The sequence below is a fragment of the Cedecea sp. Ae19-4 genome (assembly GCF_059801165.1).
Window position 1 is genome coordinate 1630963 of sequence record NZ_JBCHWG010000001.1, and the last position, 24656, is coordinate 1655618.

The 24656-nt window shown below is 58.0% G+C and carries 7 protein-coding genes; 1 reads left to right on the top strand and 6 read right to left on the bottom strand.

All coding sequences use genetic code 11. The annotated features are described in order from the left end of the window. Positions 1-105: 105 nt before the first annotated feature. The 3 genes from AAIE02_RS07805 to AAIE02_RS07815 form a co-directional block, all read right to left on the bottom strand. Complete coding sequence (locus AAIE02_RS07805; protein WP_498532317.1) at positions 106-16338, bottom strand: Ig-like domain-containing protein; 16233 nt, start codon at positions 16336-16338, stop codon at positions 106-108. A gap of 136 nt (positions 16339-16474) precedes the next feature. Continuing rightward, positions 16475-17818: a TolC family outer membrane protein gene (locus AAIE02_RS07810; protein ID WP_498532318.1), complete on the bottom strand. Its 1344-nt coding sequence runs from the start codon at positions 17816-17818 to the stop codon at positions 16475-16477. An 845-nt stretch (positions 17819-18663) separates the two neighbouring features. Next, positions 18664-20166, bottom strand: a complete 1503-nt coding sequence (locus tag AAIE02_RS07815; RefSeq protein ID WP_498532319.1) for an aldehyde dehydrogenase family protein — start codon at positions 20164-20166, stop codon at positions 18664-18666. A gap of 190 nt (positions 20167-20356) precedes the next feature. Here AAIE02_RS07815 and feaR point away from each other — a divergent pair, with 190 nt between their 5' ends. Beyond that, positions 20357-21271 carry a transcriptional regulator FeaR gene (feaR, locus tag AAIE02_RS07820; RefSeq protein ID WP_498532320.1) on the top strand — a complete coding sequence of 305 codons (915 nt, stop codon included), beginning with the start codon at positions 20357-20359 and terminating at the stop codon, positions 21269-21271. 71 nt (positions 21272-21342) lie between these two features. Here feaR and AAIE02_RS07825 read toward each other — a convergent pair whose 3' ends face one another. Genes AAIE02_RS07825 through AAIE02_RS07835 form a run of 3 tightly spaced genes read right to left on the bottom strand, consistent with a single transcriptional unit; the run spans position 21343 to position 24514 of the window. After that, the gene (locus AAIE02_RS07825; RefSeq protein WP_498532321.1) at positions 21343-21666 is read right to left on the bottom strand and encodes a YdbL family probable chaperone protein; all 324 of its coding nucleotides are present in this window, start codon (positions 21664-21666) and stop codon (positions 21343-21345) included. Positions 21667-21680: 14 nt separating this feature from the next. Beyond that, positions 21681-21872, bottom strand: coding sequence for a YnbE family lipoprotein (locus AAIE02_RS07830; RefSeq protein WP_008461390.1), 192 nt, complete (start codon positions 21870-21872; stop codon positions 21681-21683). Beyond that, positions 21869-24514 carry a YdbH family protein gene (locus AAIE02_RS07835; protein ID WP_498532322.1) on the bottom strand — a complete coding sequence of 882 codons (2646 nt, stop codon included), beginning with the start codon at positions 24512-24514 and terminating at the stop codon, positions 21869-21871. Before AAIE02_RS07835 ends, AAIE02_RS07830 begins: the two co-directional genes overlap by 4 nt. Positions 24515-24656 lie beyond the last annotated feature (142 nt).

Sequence of the window (24656 nt, forward strand, 5' to 3'; positions counted from 1 at the left end):
CTGTGTCGTCCTTTCCGCGGCTTGTTTCATAAACATGTTTTATACCGGGTAATAAAAGTTAAGCTGCTGATATTCTGCCGGACTTAAGGCCCGGCGGAATAAGGGCTAGATAACTAACAGTTGGTGGTTAGCCAGCAGCGTGGCGAGATCGGTTTGTACCCCGTTGAGCGTGACTACCGTGGTCGGGTCAAAGACGCCGCCCTTACCGTCGCGGTCAATTTGAATCTCAGTGCTGCTGCCGTTCTGCACCACTTTGATGTAGTCCCCGATATTGCCCGCCCCGGCCCCCAGCTGCGCAACGCCATTGATGTAATGCGCCGATGCGTCCCCGGCGTAGCCGCTGCCCTGCAGCAGCTCACGAAGGTCAATACGGTCGCTGTCCGCCGTACCTTCCCAGGTTCCCACGCTGAAGCCGTTCACCACATCATGGCCGTTGCCGCCGGTGGCATCCGAACTGTTCAACAGCTTGTAGAGCAACGTATCGTGGCCGCCGCTGCCGATGTTGAAGGTGTCGTTGCCGCCGCCGCCTTCGAAGGTGTTGTTCCCGCTATTGCCGGTGATCACGTCGTCATGGCTGGAGCCGACGATCCCTTCGATGTTGGTGAAGGTTGCCGTGTTAAAGCCGGTGTTTTGCGCCCCGGTTTTACCCAGATCAACGGTGATACCTACCCCGGAGTTACGGAAGTCAACCACATCCATCCCGCCCGTCGCGCTCCAGGTCTGGTGATCGGATGAAGTTTCCCAGCCGCCGCCGCCGTTATAGACGTAGGTTCCCTGCTCGGCGATAAAGGTATCATTATAGCCAGTGCCGTTCAGCGTGCCGCCGTGAACGCCGGTGGCGGCCTCCGCCGTCAGGGCATAGCTTTCTTTCCCGTCTCCGGCGGTTAGCCCATTCCAGGTCACATTGCTGGTGACGCCGTTAATCGCTCTGACCAGCTCGGCATGGTAGGTTTCATTCGGGTTGAGGCCGTAGAAGCTCACCAGCGCCGACGCGTCGTTCGCCCCAATGCCCGACTGGGCGTTGATAATCTGCGTCGAAACCAGCTTCCCGGCAGAGTCATACAGCCGGACGGTATTGCCGTAGAAGACGTTGATCCCTTCACTGTCGACAATGCGCAGGTGCATCGCGGTACCCGGGGCGATGGTGTTGGTGTTGGCCACCAACACCACTTTCCCGTTTTGCTGAGACACCAGCAGATCCTGAGTACCGTTCCAGTCGTAGTCCGCCACCGCAACGCCCGTGACGTTAACCAGTCCTTTTGCCAGTTGGCTTTCGGTCCAGTTTTTGCCGGTGCCGTCGTTGCTAAACAGACGCGCTGTCTGACTGGTGCCGTAGGTGGAAAACTTAACAATATCCATGTCGCCATCACCGTCCCAGTCCACGGCCACGGACATATAGCCCGCGTTAGCCGCCGTCGACGTAGACTCCACGCTGGTGTAGTTGCTGTTCAACTGACCATTGCCATCGTTGTAGAAAATCTTCCCGCTGTAATTCACCGTCGCAGAGGTCACGCTCCGACCGGTGGCGATATAGAGATCCAGGTAGCCATCGCCGTTGAAGTCGGCCCACGTCATGGAGGCAGCGGTCGTCGTGTTCGCTGCGTTATCGACAAACACGTTGGCAATAGACTGCAGGGTCGTCAGCTTGCTGCCGTTGTTAGAAATCACGCTCAGCGCACTGGTCCCGTTGCTGTTGGTATGCTGAACAATATCGATGTTACCGTCATTGTTGATGTCCACGCCGGACAGTTCGCGGTAGCTGACGCCGGTCAAGCCGCCGTTGCCATTGGTCCCGTCGGCCACCATGCTACCCTTGTTGTTAATCAGGTAGGTTCTGGAGTCGCCCCCGGCGTCACCGTAGGCCAGGTCGACATAACCATCGCCGTTTTTGTCATAGGCGATAACGCCGCCGTACCAGATCGTGGTGCCGTTGGCCTGGGTACTGGTGGTATAAGTGCCATTGGCGTTGGCGATCCACATGGTCTGTACCGCGTTGCCGTAAGTGGTTTCCGTGCCGTAGATATCAACGGTGCCGTTACGGTCAAAGTCCAGCGCGGTGTAGCTGACGGTATTCGCACGCGTATTAGGCAGCGACGTCTGGGTGTAACTGTTCAGATCCGTGCCGTTGTATACCGAGGTATTGGTCACCAGCGTCCACAGGCCGTTATTGTTGAGCATTAACGTGCTGGCGCTGTTGTTCGCATTGCCCGCCGTGTTCGCCCAGCTGGTGTCATTGGCCGTTTCGGCATGCACGACCAGCGATCCTGTCTGGATCCCGGTGTTGTTGCCGTTACCCGCGCTGCTCTTCACTTGGGCGGTGACGTTGTAGCTGTTCAGCCCCAGCAGGTCGCTGTCAGGAATTTGCAGATACCAGCGGTTGGATGAAGGATCGACCACCACCGGACCTCCGCGCTCGGAGCTGTACGTTTTGCCATTCACGGTCACGACCACGAATTCACCATTCATCAGTTGGGCACTGACATCCCCGGTGAGAATCGGCGTGGTATCTGAAGTCGATACCGCATCTACGTGGGCAATTGTCGTCGGCACCGAGGTATCGACCGTCAGCGTGAAGTCGTTCGACTCGGTGTAGTTCCCCGCTTTGTCCGTCACGCGCAGAACATAGTGGTAATTTCCGTCCAGCAGGCCAGAATCCGCAAAGGTCCAGCTTGTACCGCCGGTAATGGTCACCTTGCCTACCAGCACGCCATCGCGGAAGATCTGGGCAATTTCACCGTCGGCCAGCGCATGGTTCAGCGTACCGTTCAGGACCGGCGAGGTATCGTCGGTGGAGTAGCTGCTGTCGAAATTACCGGTACGCTCGCCGTCATTATCCGTATAGCTGACGATAGTGCCGACGGTATCCGGCGCCACGGTATCAACGGTGACAACCTGGGCTGCGGTTGAACCCACGTTTCCGGCCTGATCGATAATCCGCACCTGATAAAGATGGTCGCCGTCCGGCAAAGTACGTCCATCCACGTAATGCCACGCCGTGCCGTTCACCACGGCATCCACCCAGCTCTGACCGCCGTCCAGGCTGATTTGCACGCGCTCGTCGCTGGCAAGGGCGTGGCCCAGGGTGCCGTTCAGGGTCAGCGTGGTATCCATAGTGATAAAGTCGCTGGCGCTCTGCCCGGTATCATCCGAAATACTGTCGATGGTGATGCCGTAGGTTGGCGCGACGGTATCTACCGTTACCGTCTGGCTGGTGGTTGCTCCCACGTTTCCGGCAAGGTCGACAACGCGAACCTGCCAGGTGTGGTTACCGTCCGCAAGCTGGCGGCCATCGGTATAGCTCCAGCTTGTCCCGTTGACGGACGTGGCGTTAACCCAGCTGGCTCCGCCGTCGAAGCTCACCTGAACATATTCATTTTTGCCAAGCACCGCGCCAAGTGAGCCGTTCAGCGTCAGCGTGTTATCGTTGGTGATAAAGTCGCTGTTGCTGAAGCCGCTGTCGGTGGTGATGCTGTCCACGGTAACGGTGATAGCCGCATCCGGCGGCGTGGTGTCTACCGTTACCGTCTGAGAAGCGCTCTGCCCGACATTACCCGCAGCGTCGACCACGCGAACATAGTATTGATACGTGCCGTCAGTTAACGTTCGCCCGTCGGTAAAGTACCAGGTTGTGCCTACCGTGGTGACCGTTTTCCAGGTGAGGCCGCCGTCCATGCTTATCTGCACATATTCGCCGTCCAGCAGTGAAGCGCCCAGAGAACCGTGGATAGTCAGCGAGGTGTCGCTGGTGACAAAGTCGCTATTACTCAGCCCTGTATCGTCGGCAATGCGGTCAATGGTGACGGATTTGCTCGCATCCGGCGCCACGGTATCAACGGTGACCAACTGGCTGGTGGTTGCCCCGATATTGCCCGCATCATCAATCACGCGCAGTTGATAGAGATAATCCCCGTCGGCCAGCGTGCGGCTATCGATGTAGCTCCATGTGGTGCCGCTGATACTCACGTCAACCCAGGTTTTTCCGCCATCAATACTGATCTGGGCATGTTCACCGGCCGCCAGCGTTCCCCCTAACTTGCCGCTAATGGTCAGCGTATTGTCACTGGTAATAAAGTCGTGCGCATCGAGACCCGTATCCTGGGTAATGGCCTCAACGGTAATGGTTTTACTGGCATCCGGCGCAACAGTATCAATAGTTACGTTTTGCGTTGCCGTCGAGCCCACGTTGCCGGCATTGTCGATGACGCGTACGTTATAGGTCACGATACCGTCCGGCAGCGTGCGCCCGTCGGCATAGCTCCAGGATTTGCCGTTAACCACAAGGTCAATCCAGCTGGATCCCCCGTCGAGGCTTATCTGCGCCTTTTCGTTATTGCCGAGTGCCGCGCTCAGGGAACCTTTCACCACCACCTTGTTATCGGCGGTAATAAAGTCAGTCTTGCTCAGCCCGGTGTCGTTTTGCAGAGCGTCAATGGTAATGGTCATCTGCGGCGGTGTGGTGTCCACCGTGACGGTGCGATCTGCTCCCGCACTGTTACCGATGCTGTTGCTGACGCTGGCATGAATCACATACGAGCCGCCATCGACCAGCGCGGAAACCGCACCGCTGCCGAGGGTGTAGCTCCATGTGCCGTCGCCGTTGACCGTGGTGGTATAGCTCTGATTATTCAGGGTGATAGTCACCGTCTGGCCCGCAGGCGCGTTGGTCACGCCGCTTATCACCAGCGGAGTGCCGTGTTCTGCGGCGCTGACAATGTTGTCCTGCGCGAAGTCATTGACGCTGATGGTCGGCACCTCGCCGTTCAGGGTCACCTGCTTATTCGCACTGCTGCTGTTCCCGGCTTTATCGCTAACGCTGGCGGAAATCTGGTAACTGCCGTCTGTCGCGCCCAGGAAGTCCTGTGCCGGGACGGTCACAGACCATGTTCCGGTGTCGCTCACCACCGCCTTATAAGAGTGATTATTGAAGGTAATGGTTACCGTCTGCCCAGGCTGAGCGTCAGTGGTGCCGCTAATGACCTGGCCTGCCTGCTGCTCGGCGCTGTTGATGATGTCGTCCCCCGCCACCTTGTTAAAGGTGATGGTTGGCGGGGTGGTGTCCACCGTCAAAGTACGATCCGCGCTGCCCGGGTTTCCTGCCTTATCCTGAACGGAGGCGCTAACGGTGAAGTCACCGTCGGTAAGCTTCGCCAGGTCGTCCGCGGCAACGGTCACGCTCCAGGAGCCGTCCGCCTGCACCGTAGCTTCGTAGCTCCCGCTTCCCAGCTTAACGGTCACTTTTTGCCCGGCTTCCGCGCTGCTGGTACCGCGAATGGTTAACGGCAGTTGCTGTTCCGCCGCGTTGATCACGTTGTCACCGGAGATATCGGCGAGGGTGATGACCGGCGCTGCGGTGTCTATGGTGATGTTATGGCTTGCCGAAGTGGCGTTATTTGCGCCGTCCGTCGCCGATGCCACGACCGTGTAGCCGTTACCATGCACCAGGTTTTGTACCTGATTCGCCGGTACGGTAACGCTCCAGCCGCCGCCTTGTTGAACAGTGGTGTGGTACTGTACGCCGTTCAGCGTAACGGTCACCTGAGTGCCCACGGCCAGTTCAGCGCTACCTCCGCCGATAACTAAATCCTGCTGAGATTCTGCGGCGTTAATCACGTCGTCATCGCTGATAGTCCCGATGGTTAGCCCGACACGGACGGCGTTAACCTCAACCGTATGGGTGTTAGTTCCCTCGTTGCCGGCGCTGTCGGTGAGCGTGGCGGTAATCGTTGCCGTGCCGTTTTTCAGCGATGAAATCGCCGAAGCCGGGACGCCTATGCTCCAGTTGCCGTTGGCATCTATCTGGGTGACATACTGAGTGCCGTTGAGGGTAATAACAATTTTATTCCCTGCCGCTGCGCCGCTGCTGGAGCCAGAGATAATCTGCGCCTGAGCGTGCTCTTCAAAGTTGATGATGTCGTCACCCGCCACGACGTTAAAGCCGATCGTCGGCGCGGTGGTGTCTAGCGTTATCGTTTTGCTGCTGGTTGATCCGTTACCCGCCGCATCGCTGACGCTCGCACTAAGCTGATAGTTGTTATCTGCCAGGCTCCCCAGGGCTGTAGCATCAAGCGTTACGCTCCAGGTGCCGTCCGCTTTCACTACGCCAGTATAGGTTTTTCCGTCCAGGGTCAGCGTGACCGTCTGTCCGGCTTCCGCGTTTGACGTTCCTGTGACGACGACGCCCGCGCCTGCTTCTGCGGCATTAATAACGTTGTCCGTGGCAATGGGGTCAATGGCAAGCCCCGGCGGCGTGGCATCCACGCTGAACTCACGCTCTGCGCTGGCTCCGTTGCCGTTCACGTTAGTCACGGTAGCTTTTACTGACGCATCGCCATCCTTCAGCCCAGCCATATCGCCTGCTGGCACGGTGTAACTCCAGCTCCCGTCGACCGCAACCTGCGCCGTATAGGTGTGCCCGCCGAAAAGAATGGTGACGTTTTGCCCGGCCTCAACGTTCTGGGTCTTACCTGAAAGAACCAGATCGGCCCCTTTCTCAGCCGCGTTAAGCACGTTATCTGCTGTGATAGCGTCAACGCTGACCGCAACCGGACTGAGGTCGACATTCACCATGCGATCGATAGAGATCGGGTTCCCCGCGCTACTGCTGCCAGCGGCAGTAACAGTGACATTGCCTGCCGCCCACTGGCTGACATCTTCCGCAGGTACGGCGGCCGACCAGGTTCCGCTGGCGCTCACCGTTGCCAGGTAGCCTTTGCCGTTGATGGTGACGGTCACGGTACTGCCTGCGCTCATACCGCTAGCGCTTCCGCTAACAATCAGGTTCTGATTGTGTTCAATGGCGTTGATCACATCGTCCCCCGCCACGGTGTGGATCCGAAGACCCGGCAGGCTGGCATCAATGGTAAATTCACGTTCTGCCGTGCCGCTGTTGCCGTGCCCGTTAGTGACCGAGGCCGTGGCGGTGAGTTTTCCGTTCCCCAGGGCGGTAAGCACGCTAGCAGGCAGGTCGAGGCTCCAGCTCAGATCGCTCTGCACCGTCGCGGTGTAGGTTTTCCCCCCCAGATTGATCGTGACTGTGTCGCCGGCTGCCGCATTGCTGACTTTTCCGCTCAGAGTCTGGCCTGCTGCGATTTCAGACGCGTTAAGGACGTTGTCTGCGGTCACTGGATTAATCGTGACGCCCGGCGCGGCGGTGTCTACCAACAAACTGGCGTGAGTGCTGGCACTGTTGCCGATAGCGCTTGTTGCGGTAGCGGTCAGCGTATAGTTGGCTTCGCCCAGCCCGGCCAGATCGCCCGGCTGAACGTCAACGCTCCAGTTACCGCTGGCGTCGGTGGTGGCGGTATAATTTTTACCGTTCAGCGTGACAATAACCGCAGTGCCCGGGGCCAGATTAGCGCTGGTCCCGCTCAGGGTTAATGTTTCTCCTTTTTCACTGGCGTTAAGCACGTTGTCACCGCTTAACGGATTGAAGCTGAGCGACGGTAAACCGGTATTGACCACAACGTCATGGCTACCGCTCCCCGTATTACCTGCTGCATCCGTCAGGCTGGCGTGAATAGTGACGGTGCCGTCCGCCAGCTGGCTGACGACGCTGGCCGGGACGCCAATGCTCCAGTTGCCCGCAGCGTCCACGGTGGTGGTCCAGCTGTTGGAGCCAATGGTCACGGTAATTTTGTCCCCTGCCGCAGCGCCGCTGCTGGAACCGGAGATAATTTGTGCCTGCCCGTGCTCGGCGAGGTTAATCACATCGTCGCCCGCAACCACACCAAAGGAGATGGTCGGCACGGTGACGTCCACGCTGAAGTTATGGTTTGTGGAGGTGTGGTTGCCTGCGGCATCGCTGACGCTGGCTGCAACGGAATAGACGCCGTCACCAAGCGCAGAAGCTTTCTCCGCCGGAACGGTTATGCTCCACGTTCCGTCAGCCTGCACGGTGCCGGTATAAGTTTCATTGTTCAGCTTCACGGTCACGGTCTGGCCCGGCTCCGCATTGCTGGTACCGTTGATGACCAGCGGCTGCCCGGCCTCGGCTGCATTGAGCACGTCATCCCCGGCGATAGTGTTGATTTGCAGGGTCGGGGCTGCGGTATCCACGCTGATTTCACGCCCGGCCGATGCTCCGTTACCGCTCACGTTAGCGACGCTAACTTCCACAGAAGTCTCGCCGTCTTTCAACCCTTTCATATCATTAGCCGGTACGGTGAATGTCCAGCTACCGTCGCTTGCTACCTGAGTAGTGTAGGTGTGCCCGGCAAAGGTAATGGTGATGGTCTGCCCGGCCTCCACATTCTGTGTTGCCCCGGACAGCAATAAATCAGCGCCCTTCTCGGCAGCGTTCAGCACGTCGTCCCCGGCAATCTGGCCGATGGTTATCGCCACCGCGCTGAGATCAACATTGACGGTGTGATCGATGGACACCGGGTTGCCTGAGCTGCTGGTTCCGCCTGCCGAAACGGTAATATCCCCGGCCTGCCACTGGCTGACTTCGTTTCCTGGCACCACAGTCTGCCAACTGCCGTCGGCACGTACCGTCGCGGCATAGTCTTTACCGTTGATGGTCACAGTTACCGCACTGCCTTCGCTCAGGCCACGGCTGGTGCCGTTGATGACCAGGTTCAGGCCATGTTCAATGGCGTTGATAACGTCATCGCCCGCAATGGTATTAATCCGGATGCCCGGCAGGGCCGCGTCGATAGTGACTTCGCGAGAGCCGGTACCGGTGTTACCCGCGCCGTCCGTCACGGAAGCATTAATTTTAAGCGAGCCGTCGCCCAGTGCGGTCAGCACATCCTGGCTAAGGGCCAGGCTCCAGGTGAGATCGCTTTGCACCTTCGCGGTATAGTTGACGCCGCCGATGTTAATGGTCACGTCTGCGCCGGCCTGCACGCCGGTCACGCGCCCGGTGATCGTCTGGCCAGCGGCCAGCTCGGAGGCATTGATAATGTCGTCGATCGCCACGGCATTGATAATAACGCCCGGCAGCGTAGAGGCGACTTCCAGCGTGCTGCTCTGGCTGCCAGCGTTACCCACGCCGTTGCTGGCGCTGACGGAAACCTCATAGAAGGCCTCGCCAAGTTTGCCCACGTCGCCTGCTGGTACGGTGGTGGACCATTTGCCGTCGTCGCCCACGGTAGCGGCATAGTTTTTACCGTTCAGATGTACGGTGACGGTGCTCCCGCTCGCCAGCCCGGTAGAGGAACCGCTGATGATGACATCCCCGGTTTTCTCATCGGCATTGAGGATGTTGTCCCCCGCAATAATGTCGATGGTCAGGGTTGGTGCCGCGGTATCGACCTTGACGCTATGAATCGCATCGCCGGTATTGCCCGCTTTGTCGGTAATGGAGGCCGTCACGGTGTAGGTGTTATCGCCCAGCGCGCTGATATCCGCCCGCGGGATGCCGACGCTCCAGTTCCCGCTCGCGTCCACTACGCCGGTGTAGCTTTTACCGCCTAGCGTAACGGTAACAATATCGCCAGCCTGCGCGCCGGTGCTGGTACCGGAGATCACCTGCGCCTGGCCGTGTTCGGTCTGGTTAATCACGTCGTCAGTAGCGACGGTGCCGATGGTCACTTCAGGCACGGTTTTATCAACCAGCACGTCGCGGCTGGCGCTGTTCGGGTTACCCGCGCGGTCTTCCACGCTTGCGGTGACGGTGACGTTACCATCAACCAGTTTACCGACGTCCGATGCAGGTACGGTCAGGCTCCAGTTTCCGTCTGCCTTTACCGTTGCCTGATAGCTTTCGCCGTTCAGCTGCACGGTCACGGTCTGGCCCGCCTCTGCGGTACTGGTTCCGCTGATAATCAGATCCTGCTTAGCCTCTGCGGCATTCAGCAGGTTATCCTGGCTGACAGGATCCACGGTCAGGGTCGGAGCAAGGCTGTCGACGCTGACGTTTTGCGCCGCTTCTGTGCTGTTGCCATTTTTGTTGGTCACGCTCACCTGAACGGTGGTGTCACCCTCTTTCAGGTTCACCATATCCGCCGCCGGGACGGTGTACTTCCAGCTGCCGTCCGCCTGAACCGTGGCGGTGTAGGTGTGTCCGGCAAAGGTAATGCTGACGGTTTGCCCCGGCTCTACGTTTTGCGTCGTGCCGGAGAGTTCGAGGTTGGCGCTCTTTTCAGCGGCGTTCAGTACATTATCGCCGGTTATGGCGTTAATGCCGATCACCACTTCGCTGAGATCGACGGTAACCTGATGCTGGATAGCCACATCATTTCCCGCGCCGCTGCTGCCCTTCACCTCAATGGTGACGGCACCTTCTGCCCAGCGAGCGACATCTTCTCCCGGTACGGCGGCCTGCCAGCTGCCGTCCGCGCGAACGGTTGCCGCGTAGTCTTTACCGTTAATCGTTACGGTTACCGCGCTGCCCGCGCTGAGGCCGGTGCTGGTACCGTTGATAATCAGGTTCTGGTTATGCTCGATGGCGTTAATCACGTCATCGCCCGCGACGGTGCCCACGCGCAGCCCCGGCAGGTTCGCGTCGATAACAATATCGCGACTGCCGCTGCCTGTGTTGCCGTGTCCGTTGGTCACAGAAGCAGTAATGGTCAGCTCGCCGTTGCCCAGCGCGGTGAGGATCTCTTTGGAAACCGACAGGCTCCAGCTTAAATCGTCCTGGACGGTCGCCTGATACAGCTTGCCGCCGAGATTAATAGTGACAACGTCACCTTTTGCCGCCCCGGTGACGAGGCCGCTGAGCGTCTGGCCGCTGGCGATTTCCGTGATATTGAGAATATTGTCGCTGGTGACGTTGTTGATAGTAACGGTTGGCAAGGCGCTATCGACCTGCACGCTGTGGCTGTCGCTATTGCTATTGCCGTGGGCGTCGGTTACCGCCGCGGTCACCGTGTAATTAGCCTCACCCAGCTTGCTGACGGCAGAAGCCGGAATCGTTGTGCTCCAGCTGCCGTCGGTTCCGGCCACGGCCTGGTAAGTAATCCCGTTCAGGGTGACGGTGATGAGGGTGCCAGCGGGCTGGTTGCTGGTCCCGGAAAGCACAAGGTCCTGCCCCTTTTCCGTCGCGTTAATAACGTCATCCACCGCAATGGCGGCAATCGAGATCGCCGGCAGCGCGGTATTCACGCTCAGGCCGCGATCGGCGCTGCCGCTGTTGCCAGCCGCATCGGTGACGCTGGCGGTGATGGTGTAGCTGCCGTCCGCCAGGCCATTAATGACCGACGCCGGGATGCCGACATTCCAGTTACCCCCGGCATCAAGCGTTGTGGTGAAGGTGAACGACGTTCCCTGCCCGTTGGTCACCACGACGGTAACCACATCCCCCGCAGCAGCTCCGGTGCTGGTGCCGCTCACGGTGTGGGCCTGGTTATGCTCGCTGGCATTAATGATGTCATCGCCTGCCACGGTATCGATAGTCAGCTTCGGCTCGGTAATATCAACCAGCATGCCGCGATCGGCGTTTGCAGGGTTACCTGCTTTGTCAGCCACGGAGGCGCTGACGGTGATGATGCCGTCCTTGAGCGCGGCTAAATCATTGGCCGGAACGCTGACGCTCCAGCGGCCATCGGCGCCAACGGTCGCGGTATAGTTGACGTTATTCAGCGTCACCGTAACGTCCTGCCCCGGCTCTGCGCTGCTGCTGCCGCTGACAATCAGCGGCTGCTTCGCTTCTGCGGCGTTAAGCAGGTTATCCCCGCTCAGCGGATCGATAAGTAGCGTTGGCGCGCTGGCGTCCACGCTGTATTCCTGGGCGGCGTTTGCCGGGTTACCGTTCACGTTGCTGACGCTGACGGTCACCTGGGCATCACCGTCTTTCAGTTTTGCCATGTCGGCGGCTGGTACGGTATAGCGCCAGCTCCCGTCGTCATTCACGACGGTGGTATAGCGATGCCCGGCGAAGGTAATGCTGACGGTCTGGCCCGGCTCAACGTTAGTGGTCAAGCCGGAGAGCACCAGATCGCTGCCTTTTTCTGCCGCGTTCAGCACGTTATCGGCCGTGACGCTATTCACGCTGATGGACACCGGCGCTAAATCGACATCCACGATACCGTCGATGCTGACCGGATTTTGGGCGCCATCCTCTGCTTTTGCGGTTACCGTCAGCACGCCGTCAGGCCAGCGGCTAACGTCGCTTCCCGGTACGGCGGCGCTCCAGGTGCCGTCGGCGTTTACCGTTGCCAGATAGTCTTTGCCGTTTAGCGTCACGGTCACCACGCTACCCGCGTTGAGGCCAATGCTGGTGCCGCTGACAATGAGATCCTGGCTATGCTCCGCGAGGTTGATCACGTCATCGCCCGCGATAGTATTAATACGCAGGCCCGGCAGCTGGGCTGCGATCGTGATGTCATGATCCGTGCTGCCGGTGTTACCGCGCCCGTTGGTGACGGAGGCGTGAACGGTAAGCTCACCATCGCCCAGCGCGGTGAGCATCTCTTTGCTCAGCGGCAAACTCCAGCTCAGGTCGCTCTGGACGGTAACCGTATAGCTTTTACCGCCAAGAATGACGGTAACTTCATCTCCTGCCGCCGCGTTGAACGCGCTGCCGCTGAGCACCTGTCCGGCGTTAACCTCCGCCAGGTTAATGATGTTGTCGCCCGCGACGGTATTAATAGTGATGACAGGCAACGAGCTGTCGACCAGCACGCTGTGACTGGCAGAATTGCTGTTACCGCTGGCATCCGTGACCGATGCGTTAACGGTATAGCTAGCTTCACCCAATTTTGCGACGTCCGGCGCCGGGATCTTAACGCTCCAGGCACTGCCGTTAACGACGGCAGCATAGTCAACACCGTTCAGATTCACGGTGATTTGTGTCCCGTCCGGCTGGTTGCTGGTCCCGCTAATGGTAACTTCTGCGCTCTTTTCTGCCGCGTTAATCACGTCATCCTGCGCGATGACATTGATGGTGATTTGCGGCAGTCCGGTAGCAACATCAAACGCCAGCGAGCTGCCGCCGACGTTGCCTGCTTTATCCGTCACCGCGACCGTTGCGGTATATTTGCCGTCTGCCAGACCGCCTATCACCTCTGCAGGCAGGCCAATGCTCCAGTTTCCACCGGCGTCCAGCACCGTAGAATACTCGACGCCGTTAACGGTGACTTTAACGCTGTCGCCCGCGGCCGCGCCGGTGGCTTTACCGGACAAGATCTGCGCCTGGGAATGTTCGGTGCGGTTAACGATGTTATCGCCAGCGAAAACATTGATGGTGACCACCGGCACGGTGGTATCGACCAGCATGCCGTGGTTGATACTGGCCGGGTTGCCTGCTATGTCGCTGACGCTGGCGCTGATAGACCAGTTACCGTCGGTTAGATTAGCCAGGTCTGCAACCGGCACGGTGATGCTCCATGTGCCATCGGCCAGCACCTGGCCGGTGTAGCTTTGGTTATTGAGGTTCACGGTGACCGTTTGCCCCGGCTGTGCGGTGCTGGTACCGGTGATGACCAGGTCTTGTGCCGCTTCGGCATGATTAAGAATATTGTCAGCCGTGACGCTGTGGAGCGTGATTGACGGTGGCTGGGTATCGACCAGCACTTCCCTTGCGCCGCTGGCGCTATTACCGCTGGCATTGGTAACGCTCACGGATACTTCTGCTCGGCCATCAATCATGTCGCGCATATCCGCCGCTGGCACGGTATACGTCCAGTCACCGTTTTCGTTAACGGTTGTGGTGTAGGTGTGCCCGGCAAATTTAATGACTACAGTTTGCCCGGTTTCTACGCCCTGAGTTTTCCCGCCCAGGGTAAGATCTGCGGCCTTCTCAACCGCATTCAGCATGTCATCGCTGGTCACGCTGTTGATGGAGATAGCGACGGAGTTCAGATCAACGTCCACCGGGCGGGAGGCCGCAACCGGGTTGCCCCATTCATCGGCAGAACTGGCGCTAATGTCCAGCTTACCGTTCGGCCAGATGGCCAGATCGCTTGCCGGGATCCCTATTTGCCAGGTGCCGGTGGCGCTTACAGCCGCCGGGTAATCCACGCCATTCACGCGTACGGTAATAATTGTCCCAGCGTTGAGGTGTGAGCTGGTGCCGCTCACCGTCAAATCCTGATGCTGCTCGATGGCGTTAATCACGTCATCCCCGGACACGGTATTGATGCGCAGCCCCGGGAGCTGAGCGTTGATATTAAAGCTGCTGTCGCCCCGGCCGGTATTGCCGTGACCGTTGGTCACGGACGCAACCACGGAGACATCGCCATCGCCCAGCGCCTGCAGGTCGCCCGCAGAAACAGTGATGCTCCAGGTCAAATCGCTTTGTACTTTGGTGGTGTAGTTTTTTCCACCTACGTTAAGGGTAACCGTGTCGCCTTCACGCGCGCCGGTGACTCGCCCGCTCAGCGTCTGGTCGTTAGCGATTTCGCTGTTGTTGATGCGGTTGTCGCCCGCGAAGGTCGACACCACTACCGTAGGCAGTGCCGTATCAACCAGCAGCGTCGCATTCGCCGTCCCCGTATTTCCCGTACTGTCCGTGCCGCTGACGCTCAGCGTGTAAGTGGTATCGCCCAGCTTGACGACATCCTCAACGGGTACCTGAACCTGCCAGACACCGCCCTGAACGTCCGCGGTATAATTGACGTTATTCAGCCTGACGGTGACGGTGCTGCCGTCCGGTAAATTGCTGGTGCCGCTCAGCGTTAACGGCTGAGTCGCCTCAATGGCGTTCAGCACGTTGTCCTGGCTTATCGGATGGAAGGCAACCGCTGGCGGCGTAGAGCTGACGGTGATGTCATGGTCTACTCGGCCACTGTTTCCCGCCGCATCGGTGATAGTTACGGTAACGGTATTTGTGCCTTCCGGCAGCGATGAAATAACTTCTTTGGGTACGCCCACGCTCCAGCTGCCGTCCTGCTGCACGCTGGTTTGGAAGGTTTCTCCTCCAATAGAAACGGTGACCTTGTCTCCAGGGGCTGCGCCACGGCTGGTGCCAGAAATGATCTGTGCCTGACCCTGTTCGCTGACGCTGAGAATATCATCCCCGGCCACGGTATTGACGCTGGCTTCCGGCGGCGTGGTGTCTACCAGCAGGGACGCGTTAGTGGTGGTGGTGTTACCCGCTTTATCGCTGACGCTGAAGTTCAGCGTGTAGCTATTGTCCGCCATAGTCTGCACATCATCCGCCGGCACGGTCATGCTCCAGTTGCCGTCTGCGCTTACCGTTGCGGTATAGGTTTTGCCGTTCAGCTTAAGCGTGACCACCTGCCCGGCTTCGGCGTCAGTTTTACCGCCGATGATCACCGCCGCGCCGTGTTCAACCGCATTAATGATGTTGTCGTCGGCGATGGCATTTACCGTCAGCCCAGGCGCTTTCGTGTCCACCACCAGCGTTTCACTGGCAGTGACATTGTTGCCTGCGGCATCTTTCCCGCTCACGGCTACCGTCCAGCTCCCGTCCGCCAGGTTTTTGGCGTCGGCTGCAGGCACGGTTACGCTCCAGCTGCCGTCGCTACCTACGGTTGTGCTGTAAGTTTTCCCGTTCAGGGTGAGGGTTAACGCCGTGCCGCTGGCCAGCGCCTGCGAACTGCCGCTGATGATAACGTCATTTGCCTGCTCCGCCGCGTTGATCATATTGTCGCCTGCCGTCGTCGCGACGGTCAGTGAAGCCTGAGCGGTAACAACATTGAGGGTAATATCCCCGGCAGAGGTGACTTTATTGCCGTCGATTTGCACCACGCTGTAGGTGTGCGTCCCGTCCGGCTGCTCGCTCAGCAGCACTTTCCAGTTGCCGTTGCTGTCGACCATGGTGCTGGCAATGGTGTTGCCGTTGCTGTCTTTGACCTGAATAGTGGCTCCCGGCTGTCCGGAGCCGCTGAAGGTTGGCGTTGCGTCATCGGTCACCGCGTTGCTGCTCAGCAGCCCTTTGCTGTCGCCTTTGTTGTCGGTAACCGTGAACGTTGGCCGGGCGCTTTCGACCTCTTTGGTATTGTCGATAACGGTGGTGTGTGACTTCCCGCCGCCGTGTGCCAGCAGCGCCCCGATACCCGCGCCCCCGGCCACGGCACCAGCAACCCAGCCCCACGGCACATCGCCGAGCGCAGAGCCGTCCATGAATGGTGCAATGGATTCAATGGGGACGGAGGTTGCCGTTAAAGCCGTGCCCTGGGTGCCAACCGCGGCGCCCGCTTCGTCGAAAGTGATATGCGTCAGTGCCTTGCCGTCATCAAACACCAGTTCTGAATGGTGCCCAGACCGCCCTTCTTCCTCCACAAAATAGCCATTGCAGCGAATAACGCTGCCGTCTTTCATGTATACCAGCAGATCGTTGCCCTGACGCAGATAGTGCGCCACATCTTTAGCGCTGCCGTGAATCTGAATGACAGAGGGGGATGAAAGCGACACAGAGAGATTCCCATCGCCTGTTACCAGGGTTTTCTCTGCGTCCTTGCGGGAAATAACTTCAAGAATCTTACTCATAGCACTTCTCCTTATATATGCCGGAACGAGGCATACGGTATTAATTTTTGGATGTGGAAACCCCTGAGAATTCCGGATCTCATTTCACATCAACTTATTTTTATGTGGCGGGGCTAAGCCACTACTTTCACACCATTTATTTCAAATCCGGTAATTTCGAGGCGGCATTTTTCTCGACGCCTGTCAGGGGCAATAGATTATCAACGGCGGCTGCGTAATTTACTGCCGCCTGCCAGCCGTCGAAGTCCGCATTAATTTGTGCATAGGCCGCCTGGAACACATCCTGCTCCACGCTTAATAAGTCGTTGAGACTGCGTTTGCTTAATTTATATTCATTTTTATAAACTTCCCGCGCGCGTCGGGCATTTTCCAGCTGGAGTTTTCCCGCCGTTTCACGGCCTCTGGCCCCGTTCCAGTCAGCCATTGCCACGGACGCTTTTTGCAGCACGTCGAATTTCGCCTGCTCAACCTGAGAAGCCGCAATACGTCTGGCTCCCTGAGCCTGCTCGACCTGGGCGGAGACCGCCCCGCCCTGATAGATAGGCGCGTCCACGCTCAGCTGAATCTGATCGTCCCAGTACGCGCTGTTGTTGGACTGGTAACGAGTGCGTCCGCCTTTCAGGCTCAACGTGGGCCAGTGGCCCGATTTCGCTTTCTCTACGGCATACCCTGAAGACTCACGCATGGCCTCCGCCGCCAGCACGCTCGGGATCAGCGAGTAATCAATGTTGTCGAGCGGTTCCTGTTCAAGCGCCAGGCGTACCGGCATGGCCTGATATTGCGCGGCGTTGATTCCGGTTAATACCGCCAGTCTCGCTTTCGCGCTTTGGAGTGCCGCCTGATATTGTTCAAGCGTTGAGCGCATACCGGCAATGCGAGTCTGGGTTTGCAGCACGTCCGAACTCGAGCTCAGCCCGGCATCCGCCCGCAGTTTTGCCATGGTGTTGACGTTTTGCAGCGCGGCAATACTCTCTGTCGTTGCCGCGATCAGCGCCTGGTTACGCTTCACATCGACATAGGCCTGCGCCGTTTTTTCTGCCACACCGGTCAACGTCGCCATAAGCTGGTAGCGATAGCTCTCACGCTGGCTCTCCTGCTGACTAATATTGCTGCTGGTTTTCCCAAAGTCATACACCAGCTGCGTCAGGCTAAGCCCGTAGGCAGCCGAGTTCTTGAGGGAACCGCTAGAGTCCGTGGTACGCGAATGCCCGGTGCTGCCGCTGAGGGAGATCTGCGGCATCCAGGCGCTTCGGGCTTGATCAATCTGCGCCTGACCAATCCCGAACTGAGCTGCCTGCTGAGAAACAGCAGGATCGCGGTCAAGAGCGAACAGAATACTTTCGTTCAGCGTGAGGGTTGCCGTTTGCGCGATGCCGGGTGCTGTGGCCCAGGCCGGCGCTGGTGCGGCATTCACCCGCATGCCGCTGCCGAAAAAAATAACGGCAAGCATCGCGACCTGCAGGGAATAAGACTGAAGCATAAACGGCAATATCCTTATCCATTAAATAATCAGGATGATGTTGCTCCTTCCTGCATTGGGAATAAACAGGCACGGATGGGTAGCTGATGTATTTAAACGACTGTAATGGTTGAATTAAAACGCCCACATTATGGCGCCCCGTTTATTTCTGGAGCGAGACGTTGTGACTATAAAGAGGTAGAAAGCTGTCGACCGCTTTCATGTCTTCTTAATAAATGAAGGTCATGATTTCACGCTGCCTCTATATATAAAGGCGTTACGCAATATGACTTATTTAGTCCTGCGGAGCAAATCACTTAGATCCTTTTTCCGAATCATCCTTAAGAAAAATCCTACCAAATAAAAATTAACCTCACCAATGATTTATTGTTAATAGTATGTTACTCAAAAGGAGGTGCTCTGAAAAAACAGATCGATTGATCTCGTGAATAGAGACATCGTGATAAATAGCTAATAGTTATAATTCATAAGCTTATGGCATAAGCATTGATTTACATCAATTTTACATTCCAGCGAAGTTCTTCAATAAATCCGTGCTGCTCATTTTTGGTTGTTTTTCCATAAATGTTACATTGTCGCAAGTTCTACGCAAAATAAGGGCGTTGGGCAGATGTTAACCCTGGGCGATCGTCACGGAAAAAAATCATTTCATGACTAAAATAACGTCTTCTTGACAAAAAAATGCAAAAAAAAGACCGGGGGGAAACCCGGTCTGAAGGTAGCAACATTTCTTATCAAGATTAATGGTCAAGATCGGACAACGATCTTCCCTCGCGGGAGGGGACCTGCAGATTACCAGCGGCAACTTATTCCGGGACGTGATAAGTACCGAAATGTGCCAACGTTCAGTAACGCACGCATACGGTTTTGGTTTCGGTATAGGCGTCAAGCCAGTCCGGGCCAAAATCACGCCCGTAGCCCGACTGCTTCATGCCGCCAAACGGCATATTCGCGTCGATTAGCGTATGGCTGTTCACCCAGACAGTGCCCGCCTGTATACGGCCAGTGTACTGCATTGCCGCCTGCAGGTTGTTGGTCCACAGACTTGCCGTCAGGCCGTAGTCGCTGTCGTTGGCCTGTCGCAAGGCTTCTTCCGCATCCGCCACGCGCACGAGGTTAACCACCGGGCCAAAGACCTCTTCTCTGGCAAGGCGCAGAGAGGCGGCAGGGTTCACTACCAGCGTTGGCGCAATATAGTAGCCGCTGCCCTGCGGGCCTGAATTCCCGGAGATTAGCTCCGCGCGCTGCTCTTGCGCCTGCGCCAGATATCCGGCCACTTTTTCCTGTTGCACTTTCGATACCAGCGGGTTGATGTGGGCCGCTGGGTTCATGCCCGCCCCCACGTGCAGCGATTTCACCGCTTGCTCAAAGCCGCTCACCAGCGTGTCGAACAGCGGGGCTTCGATATAGATCCGCGAACTGGCGGCGCACACCTGCCCCTGGTTAAGGAAGCTGCCCGCCATTAAGCCTGCGATGACCATCGCCGGGTCGGCATCTTTCAGAACAATTGCCGGGTTTTTCCCCCCCAGCTCCAGCGTGACGCGCGTTAGCCTGTCCGCAGCTGATTTGGCAATGCCTTTGCCCGTCGCCGTCGAGCCAGTGAAGCTGACTTTGGCAATCAGAGGATGTTCGGTCAGGGCTTTACCACAGCCGGAGCCGCTGCCGGTGACAACGTTAAATACGCCGTCCGGCACGCCTGCTTCTGTAGCCAGTTCGGCCATACGCAGCAGCGTTAGCGGCGTAGTTTCTGATGGTTTGACGACAATCGAGCAGCCTGCCGCCAGCGCCGGCATCACTTTCCACATGCCAATAAGCAGCGGGAAGTTCCACGGCACGATCCCGGCCACGACCCCCACGGGTTCTTTGCGCGTCCAGGCCTGATAGCGCGCCCCTTCCGGCATCGGGATAGAAACATCCAGCGTCTGGCCGCTGATTTTCGTTGTCAGGCCTGCGGTATAGCGCATCCAGTTCAGCGTGCAGCCCACTTCAAATGCGCGAGAGATGTTAATGGACTTGCCCTGCTCCAGCGTTTCAAGCTGCGCCAGTTCTTCCGTGTTTTGCTCAAGCAGGTCGGCAAACCGCAGCAGGATCCGCTCCCGCCCGGCAGGCAGCATGTTGGCCCATACGCCGCTGCTGAAGGCACGCCAGGCAGACGTTACCGCGCGGTCGACATCCGAGGCGCTGGCGTCGGCACTGCTGGAAATTTGCAGCCCGTCAGCCGGGTTAAAGACCGGCAGGCGCCCTTCGCTGTCTGACGCCTGCCAGCGGCCGTCAATGTACAGCCCATGTGAACGCTGAAGAAACTGGCGCACACAGCCCAGCACGCTTACCGTTTCTGGCTCGGTCATAGCATCTCCTTATCAAGGTCATTATCGTGTAGCCCACCTTCATTCTAGGCGCTATGTTGAGGTTAGGGTTTTCTCCGGCTGACATTCGCTTTGCTGGCTGTGACACGCTACACAAATGTTGATGATGATTCTTTTTTTGAATCACGTTTACCTATAGTTATTGGCTTCTGGCGGCAATCAGTGAGGATATATGGCAGAAAAACAGTGCAACGAGCGATTCGAAAAATGGCTTGACCAGGTGAATCGCGCATGTGGTCGTTTTTCAGGTGCGGCGCTGGAGAGCGGGTTTCACGGCAGCCTGAGCGAACACCTTACCCATGCCATTAAACTTAGCGTGGTGGAAATTAACCAGGCACGCCTGCTGCGTACAAAGCAGGAAGTGACCCAAAGCAACGACGCCTGGTTTTATACCGTTTTTCAGCTGGAGGGCGAAGCCGTCATGGAGCAAGGCGATCGCCAGGCCGTGCTTACTCAGGGTGATATTACGCTGATTGATGCTGGCCGCCCCAGCTGTTTTACCTATACCGACGGGGCGAAGCAGGTTTCGCTTTTACTGCCGCGCCATCTGCTGGAACAGCACCTTCGCCAGGGCGAAGTCCCCTGCGCACAAAGACTCTCCGCAGAGATGCCTGTTGTGCGCCTGAGTCACAGCTTGCTGCATGAAAGTATGGGTAGCGAGGGGCTCAGTGGCGGAGAAAGTGAAGCCACGCTCGAAGCGATTGCCTGCCTGCTCGCGCCGGCGCTGATTCAGCACAGCCTGCCGGGCTCAAAGCGCGACCGCCACCTGCAGAAAGTCATGTCGCTGATTGATGACCATATTCAGTCCGAAACGCTGCGCCCGGAGTGGATCGCCGCCGAGTCGGGGATGTCGGTACGCAGCCTTTACCGACTGTTTGCCGATAAAGGCCTGGTTGTGGCGCAATACATTAAGAATCGCCGACTGGATCTCTGCGCCCAGGCGCTGCGCACGGCCAGCCACAGTGAAAAACTGGCGGGGATTGGCTACAGCTGGGGATTTGCCGATCACAGCCATTTTTCAACGGCGTTTAAGGGCAGGTTTGGCGTGTCGCCGGGGGAGTATCGCAAGCGTTTTCAATCAGCCTGAAAGGCAACCCTCACCCCGGCTCTCTCCCAAAGGGAGAGAGGGAAGACAAATGAGGGGGAATAGACATAAAGCTACTTCTTCATCCACTGCCCGTTCAGCCCGCGAACGTATTCTCCGGCAGGAGCCCTGTCCACCAGCTTCTGACCAGCCAGGCGAGCAACCTCATTGAGCGAGACATTGTTGGTGTCCGCCAGCTGCTGATAGTGCCGGGCGCGACCTTCATTGATGCTTTGTACCAGTGCCAGCGTCTCCGGATCCTGCTTGATGGGCGCAATATAGCCGCTTAGCGTTTCGCCCACCCGCCCATGCTCACGCGCTTCGTTTAGGGTCAGCGCCATCACGGATGTGCTGAACAACAGGCCAGCCAGCAGCACGCTTTTAATCATAGAGTTCATCGCCGTTCCCCTTCTCAGAACAGATCGCTACGGTTTTTAAGCAGGCTTTCAACGTCTTTATCCACTTTGATGTGGATTTCGTGTTCGATTTTGACGTTCATATTGATGGTGATCGGCTCTTTAGGGGCGGCCACTTCAATGCGCGGCGTGCAGCCTGTCAGCATCAGCGCCGCCGATGCCAGCAGCACAGGGGTAAAATAGTTCATTTGGGTTCCTCACAGGCTTCACCGGACTGGGTGCAGCGAGCCGTTGGCAGCGCGGCGTTCTCTTCCAGCCAGGTTTGTAAATTATCGCCAAAGCGCAAACTGCGCCACAGGGTAAACAGGTTTTCCTGATGGGTATAGTTGAGATTGACGGTGTTAGTTTTTCCCTCCACGTGGCTGATGCCGGTCACGCTGGAACGCATCCTGACCACGCCGAGGTTGTCGAGGTCGATTTGTGTCCATGATCGCGAGATCTCCATGTAGCGCAGCCAGTTGATTGCCGCGCCAGCCGCCATGTTGTTGTCCACGATGGCATCCGCCATGTCTTTGTCCATGCGGAAGGTCATTGGGCCAGGATTGGTCAGCCAGCCGTCTTTGATAATCCACTGCGGGTGATTGAGCCACAGCGGCAGCGCGCCGTTGAAGCGCCCGGACATACTGAACTGTTTAGGGTTGATGGCGGTGACGAGCTGGCTGGAGGAGAGCCCTTGCAGCCGTAAAAGCGCCGCGTCCCGCTGGGGCATGCGCAATTGCTGCATTGAGATCTTGCCGCCCAGCACATCCGCATTGACGTTGGTCAGCAGCAGCGGCTGCTGTTCGCTCCATGGATACCAGCCTTCCAGATCGGCGGTGATGTTTTGTGCCGCTATCTGGTTGCGAATTTCAGCAATGCGCAGCGTGACCGGCCTATGCCTGCCAAAGTGCCAGGTTGAATCGCTAAAGCGGAACGGCAGTACAAAATCGACGCCGTTAATCTGGTTATCCGGCATCCACACGCTGCCGCTTTTGACCACGCCGTGGCCCCCGGCTTCAAAGCCCTGCCCGGCCGCCGCGGAGAAGGCCACCTGGGCGTAGAGATCGCCCCCTTTCAAATCCATTTTCCAGTCGGCGGGCAGCAGCGGCTGGAACACGGTGAGCGTCTGTTTTGGCCACCACGCGTTGCCTCTCAGGCGCTCCCCGTCCCAGCGTCCGACCACACGCACCGGGCCAATTTTCCCGGCGTGTAAATTGCCTTTGAACAGGAAAGCAGTCGGGTTTTGCCCGTCCACGCTGAATTTAAGCGTCGATGGCGGCAAGGTGCTGCCGCCGCTAAAGGTGGTCGCCCCCGCGTCCAGAGAGAAATCGCCGGTGAAGATCTCTTTTTCTTCGTTCCGTTCCCAGCGCAGCGGGTTGTCCAGGCTAAGACGAGGCTTCGACATCAGCATTGAGCCGTACTGCAGCTTGTCGAAACCGGTGGACAGCGAACTCAGTTCAATGGCGCTGTCACGCCATTCGCCCACGCCGCGAACGTCCCATTTTGCCTGCATCGGCGTAAAGCTGCCTTTGCCCCAATAGCGCCATTGCCACAGCCCGGCGTCCGGCAGGAAGTCATTGGCTTTCCCGTCCAGATGCAGTTCCACGGCGCCCATTTCATTGTCATGGGCGCGTAAGATAGCCTGTAGCCTGCCGTCGATGCCTTTACTGGAGACTCGCACGCCCGCCAGCGGCCAGCGCACATCGTCAATATTCAGCGTTTCAATCAGGCGGCCACGGGAACGCAGCAAGGCGCCCGGATGGAACAGCAGCGACGGGTCGGTCAATGCGCCCGTCAGTTCACCGGGCAACGCGGCATAGAAAATCAGCTGGTCCTGCTTCGCCTCTCCGGTGAGCTGCAGCGGCAAAGCGCTGTCGGTCAGGCTGAGTTTTCCTGGGCCGAAGTTAAGCACGGCGTTGCCCTTCCCGGCGTCGCCCTGAGACAGCACATTCAACCGCCCGGTGAAAATGGCGTTATCCAGCCCGGCCTGCCAGTTATCCACCTTCAGCGACACTCCGCCGCCCAGCGGGAAACCTTCATAAGGCCAGCGCCACTGCCCGGCGTTAATCTCAAGGGCGTTTTCGCTCAGGCGCCAGGGAATGCTCAGCAGCGGGGCCTCGTCGCCTGATAATTTTTTCACCGTCAGGTTGCCGGCGTTAGTGTGCCAGTTCAGGGCCACGTGCAGCCTGTCCGGCTCCTGCGGAATTTGCACCTGCGTGGCCACTTGCCCATCCGTCGGCAGGCCATCCGGCACCAGCGGGAGCGTTAAGTCACCTACCAGCTCAAGCGGCGGAAGCCCTTCGAATGCCCCGACTTTTAGATCGCTAATTTTCAGGTTTTGCCCTTTAAGCGTGGCGGAAAGCGTGAGCAATTTCCCCTGATAATCCAGCTGTTGCTGCTGCGGGGTCAAAGAGAGATGCAGCGCCCCCGCATACTGCAGCCACGGCGTGACGTTAAGCTGGTCGATAGTCAGCCAGGTGTTCGGCAGCATTTTCTGCCATTCTTCAAGGGTGCGCGGTGCGGCGGGAGCCACATCATCGGCGGGGATCTTGCTGATGCAGTCTGGATTGAGATTCAGCTCCGCGAGGTGAAGCCGCCAGCGGCTCGGATGGCTGAGGCTTGCATCTTTGAGGCTGGCAAGCTCGCACTCCCCGGCCAGATAACGAAGATCGGGGATAATAATCGCCCCGTTGTGCAGGCGTGGGCTGGCCTCCAGCGCAATACGGGTGCCCTGTGGTAGCCAGATCCCGGCGAGCGTCGGCAGCCAGTACGCCACCGTGAGCAGCAGCGACAGCGGCAGCAGAATCAATGCAAGTATCAGCGCAAGCGCGGCTTTATATTTACCCTTCATGGGTGGTTAATATCCTGATTCAGCGACAATTTAAGCCGAAATATGTCATTATTCTGGCACGATTCAGGCCGGGCGTGAAGGCGGCGGCAATAGTAAGCATAGTCTGCCCGGGAAGTGAAATAGTCACCTGCCGTTAAAATTT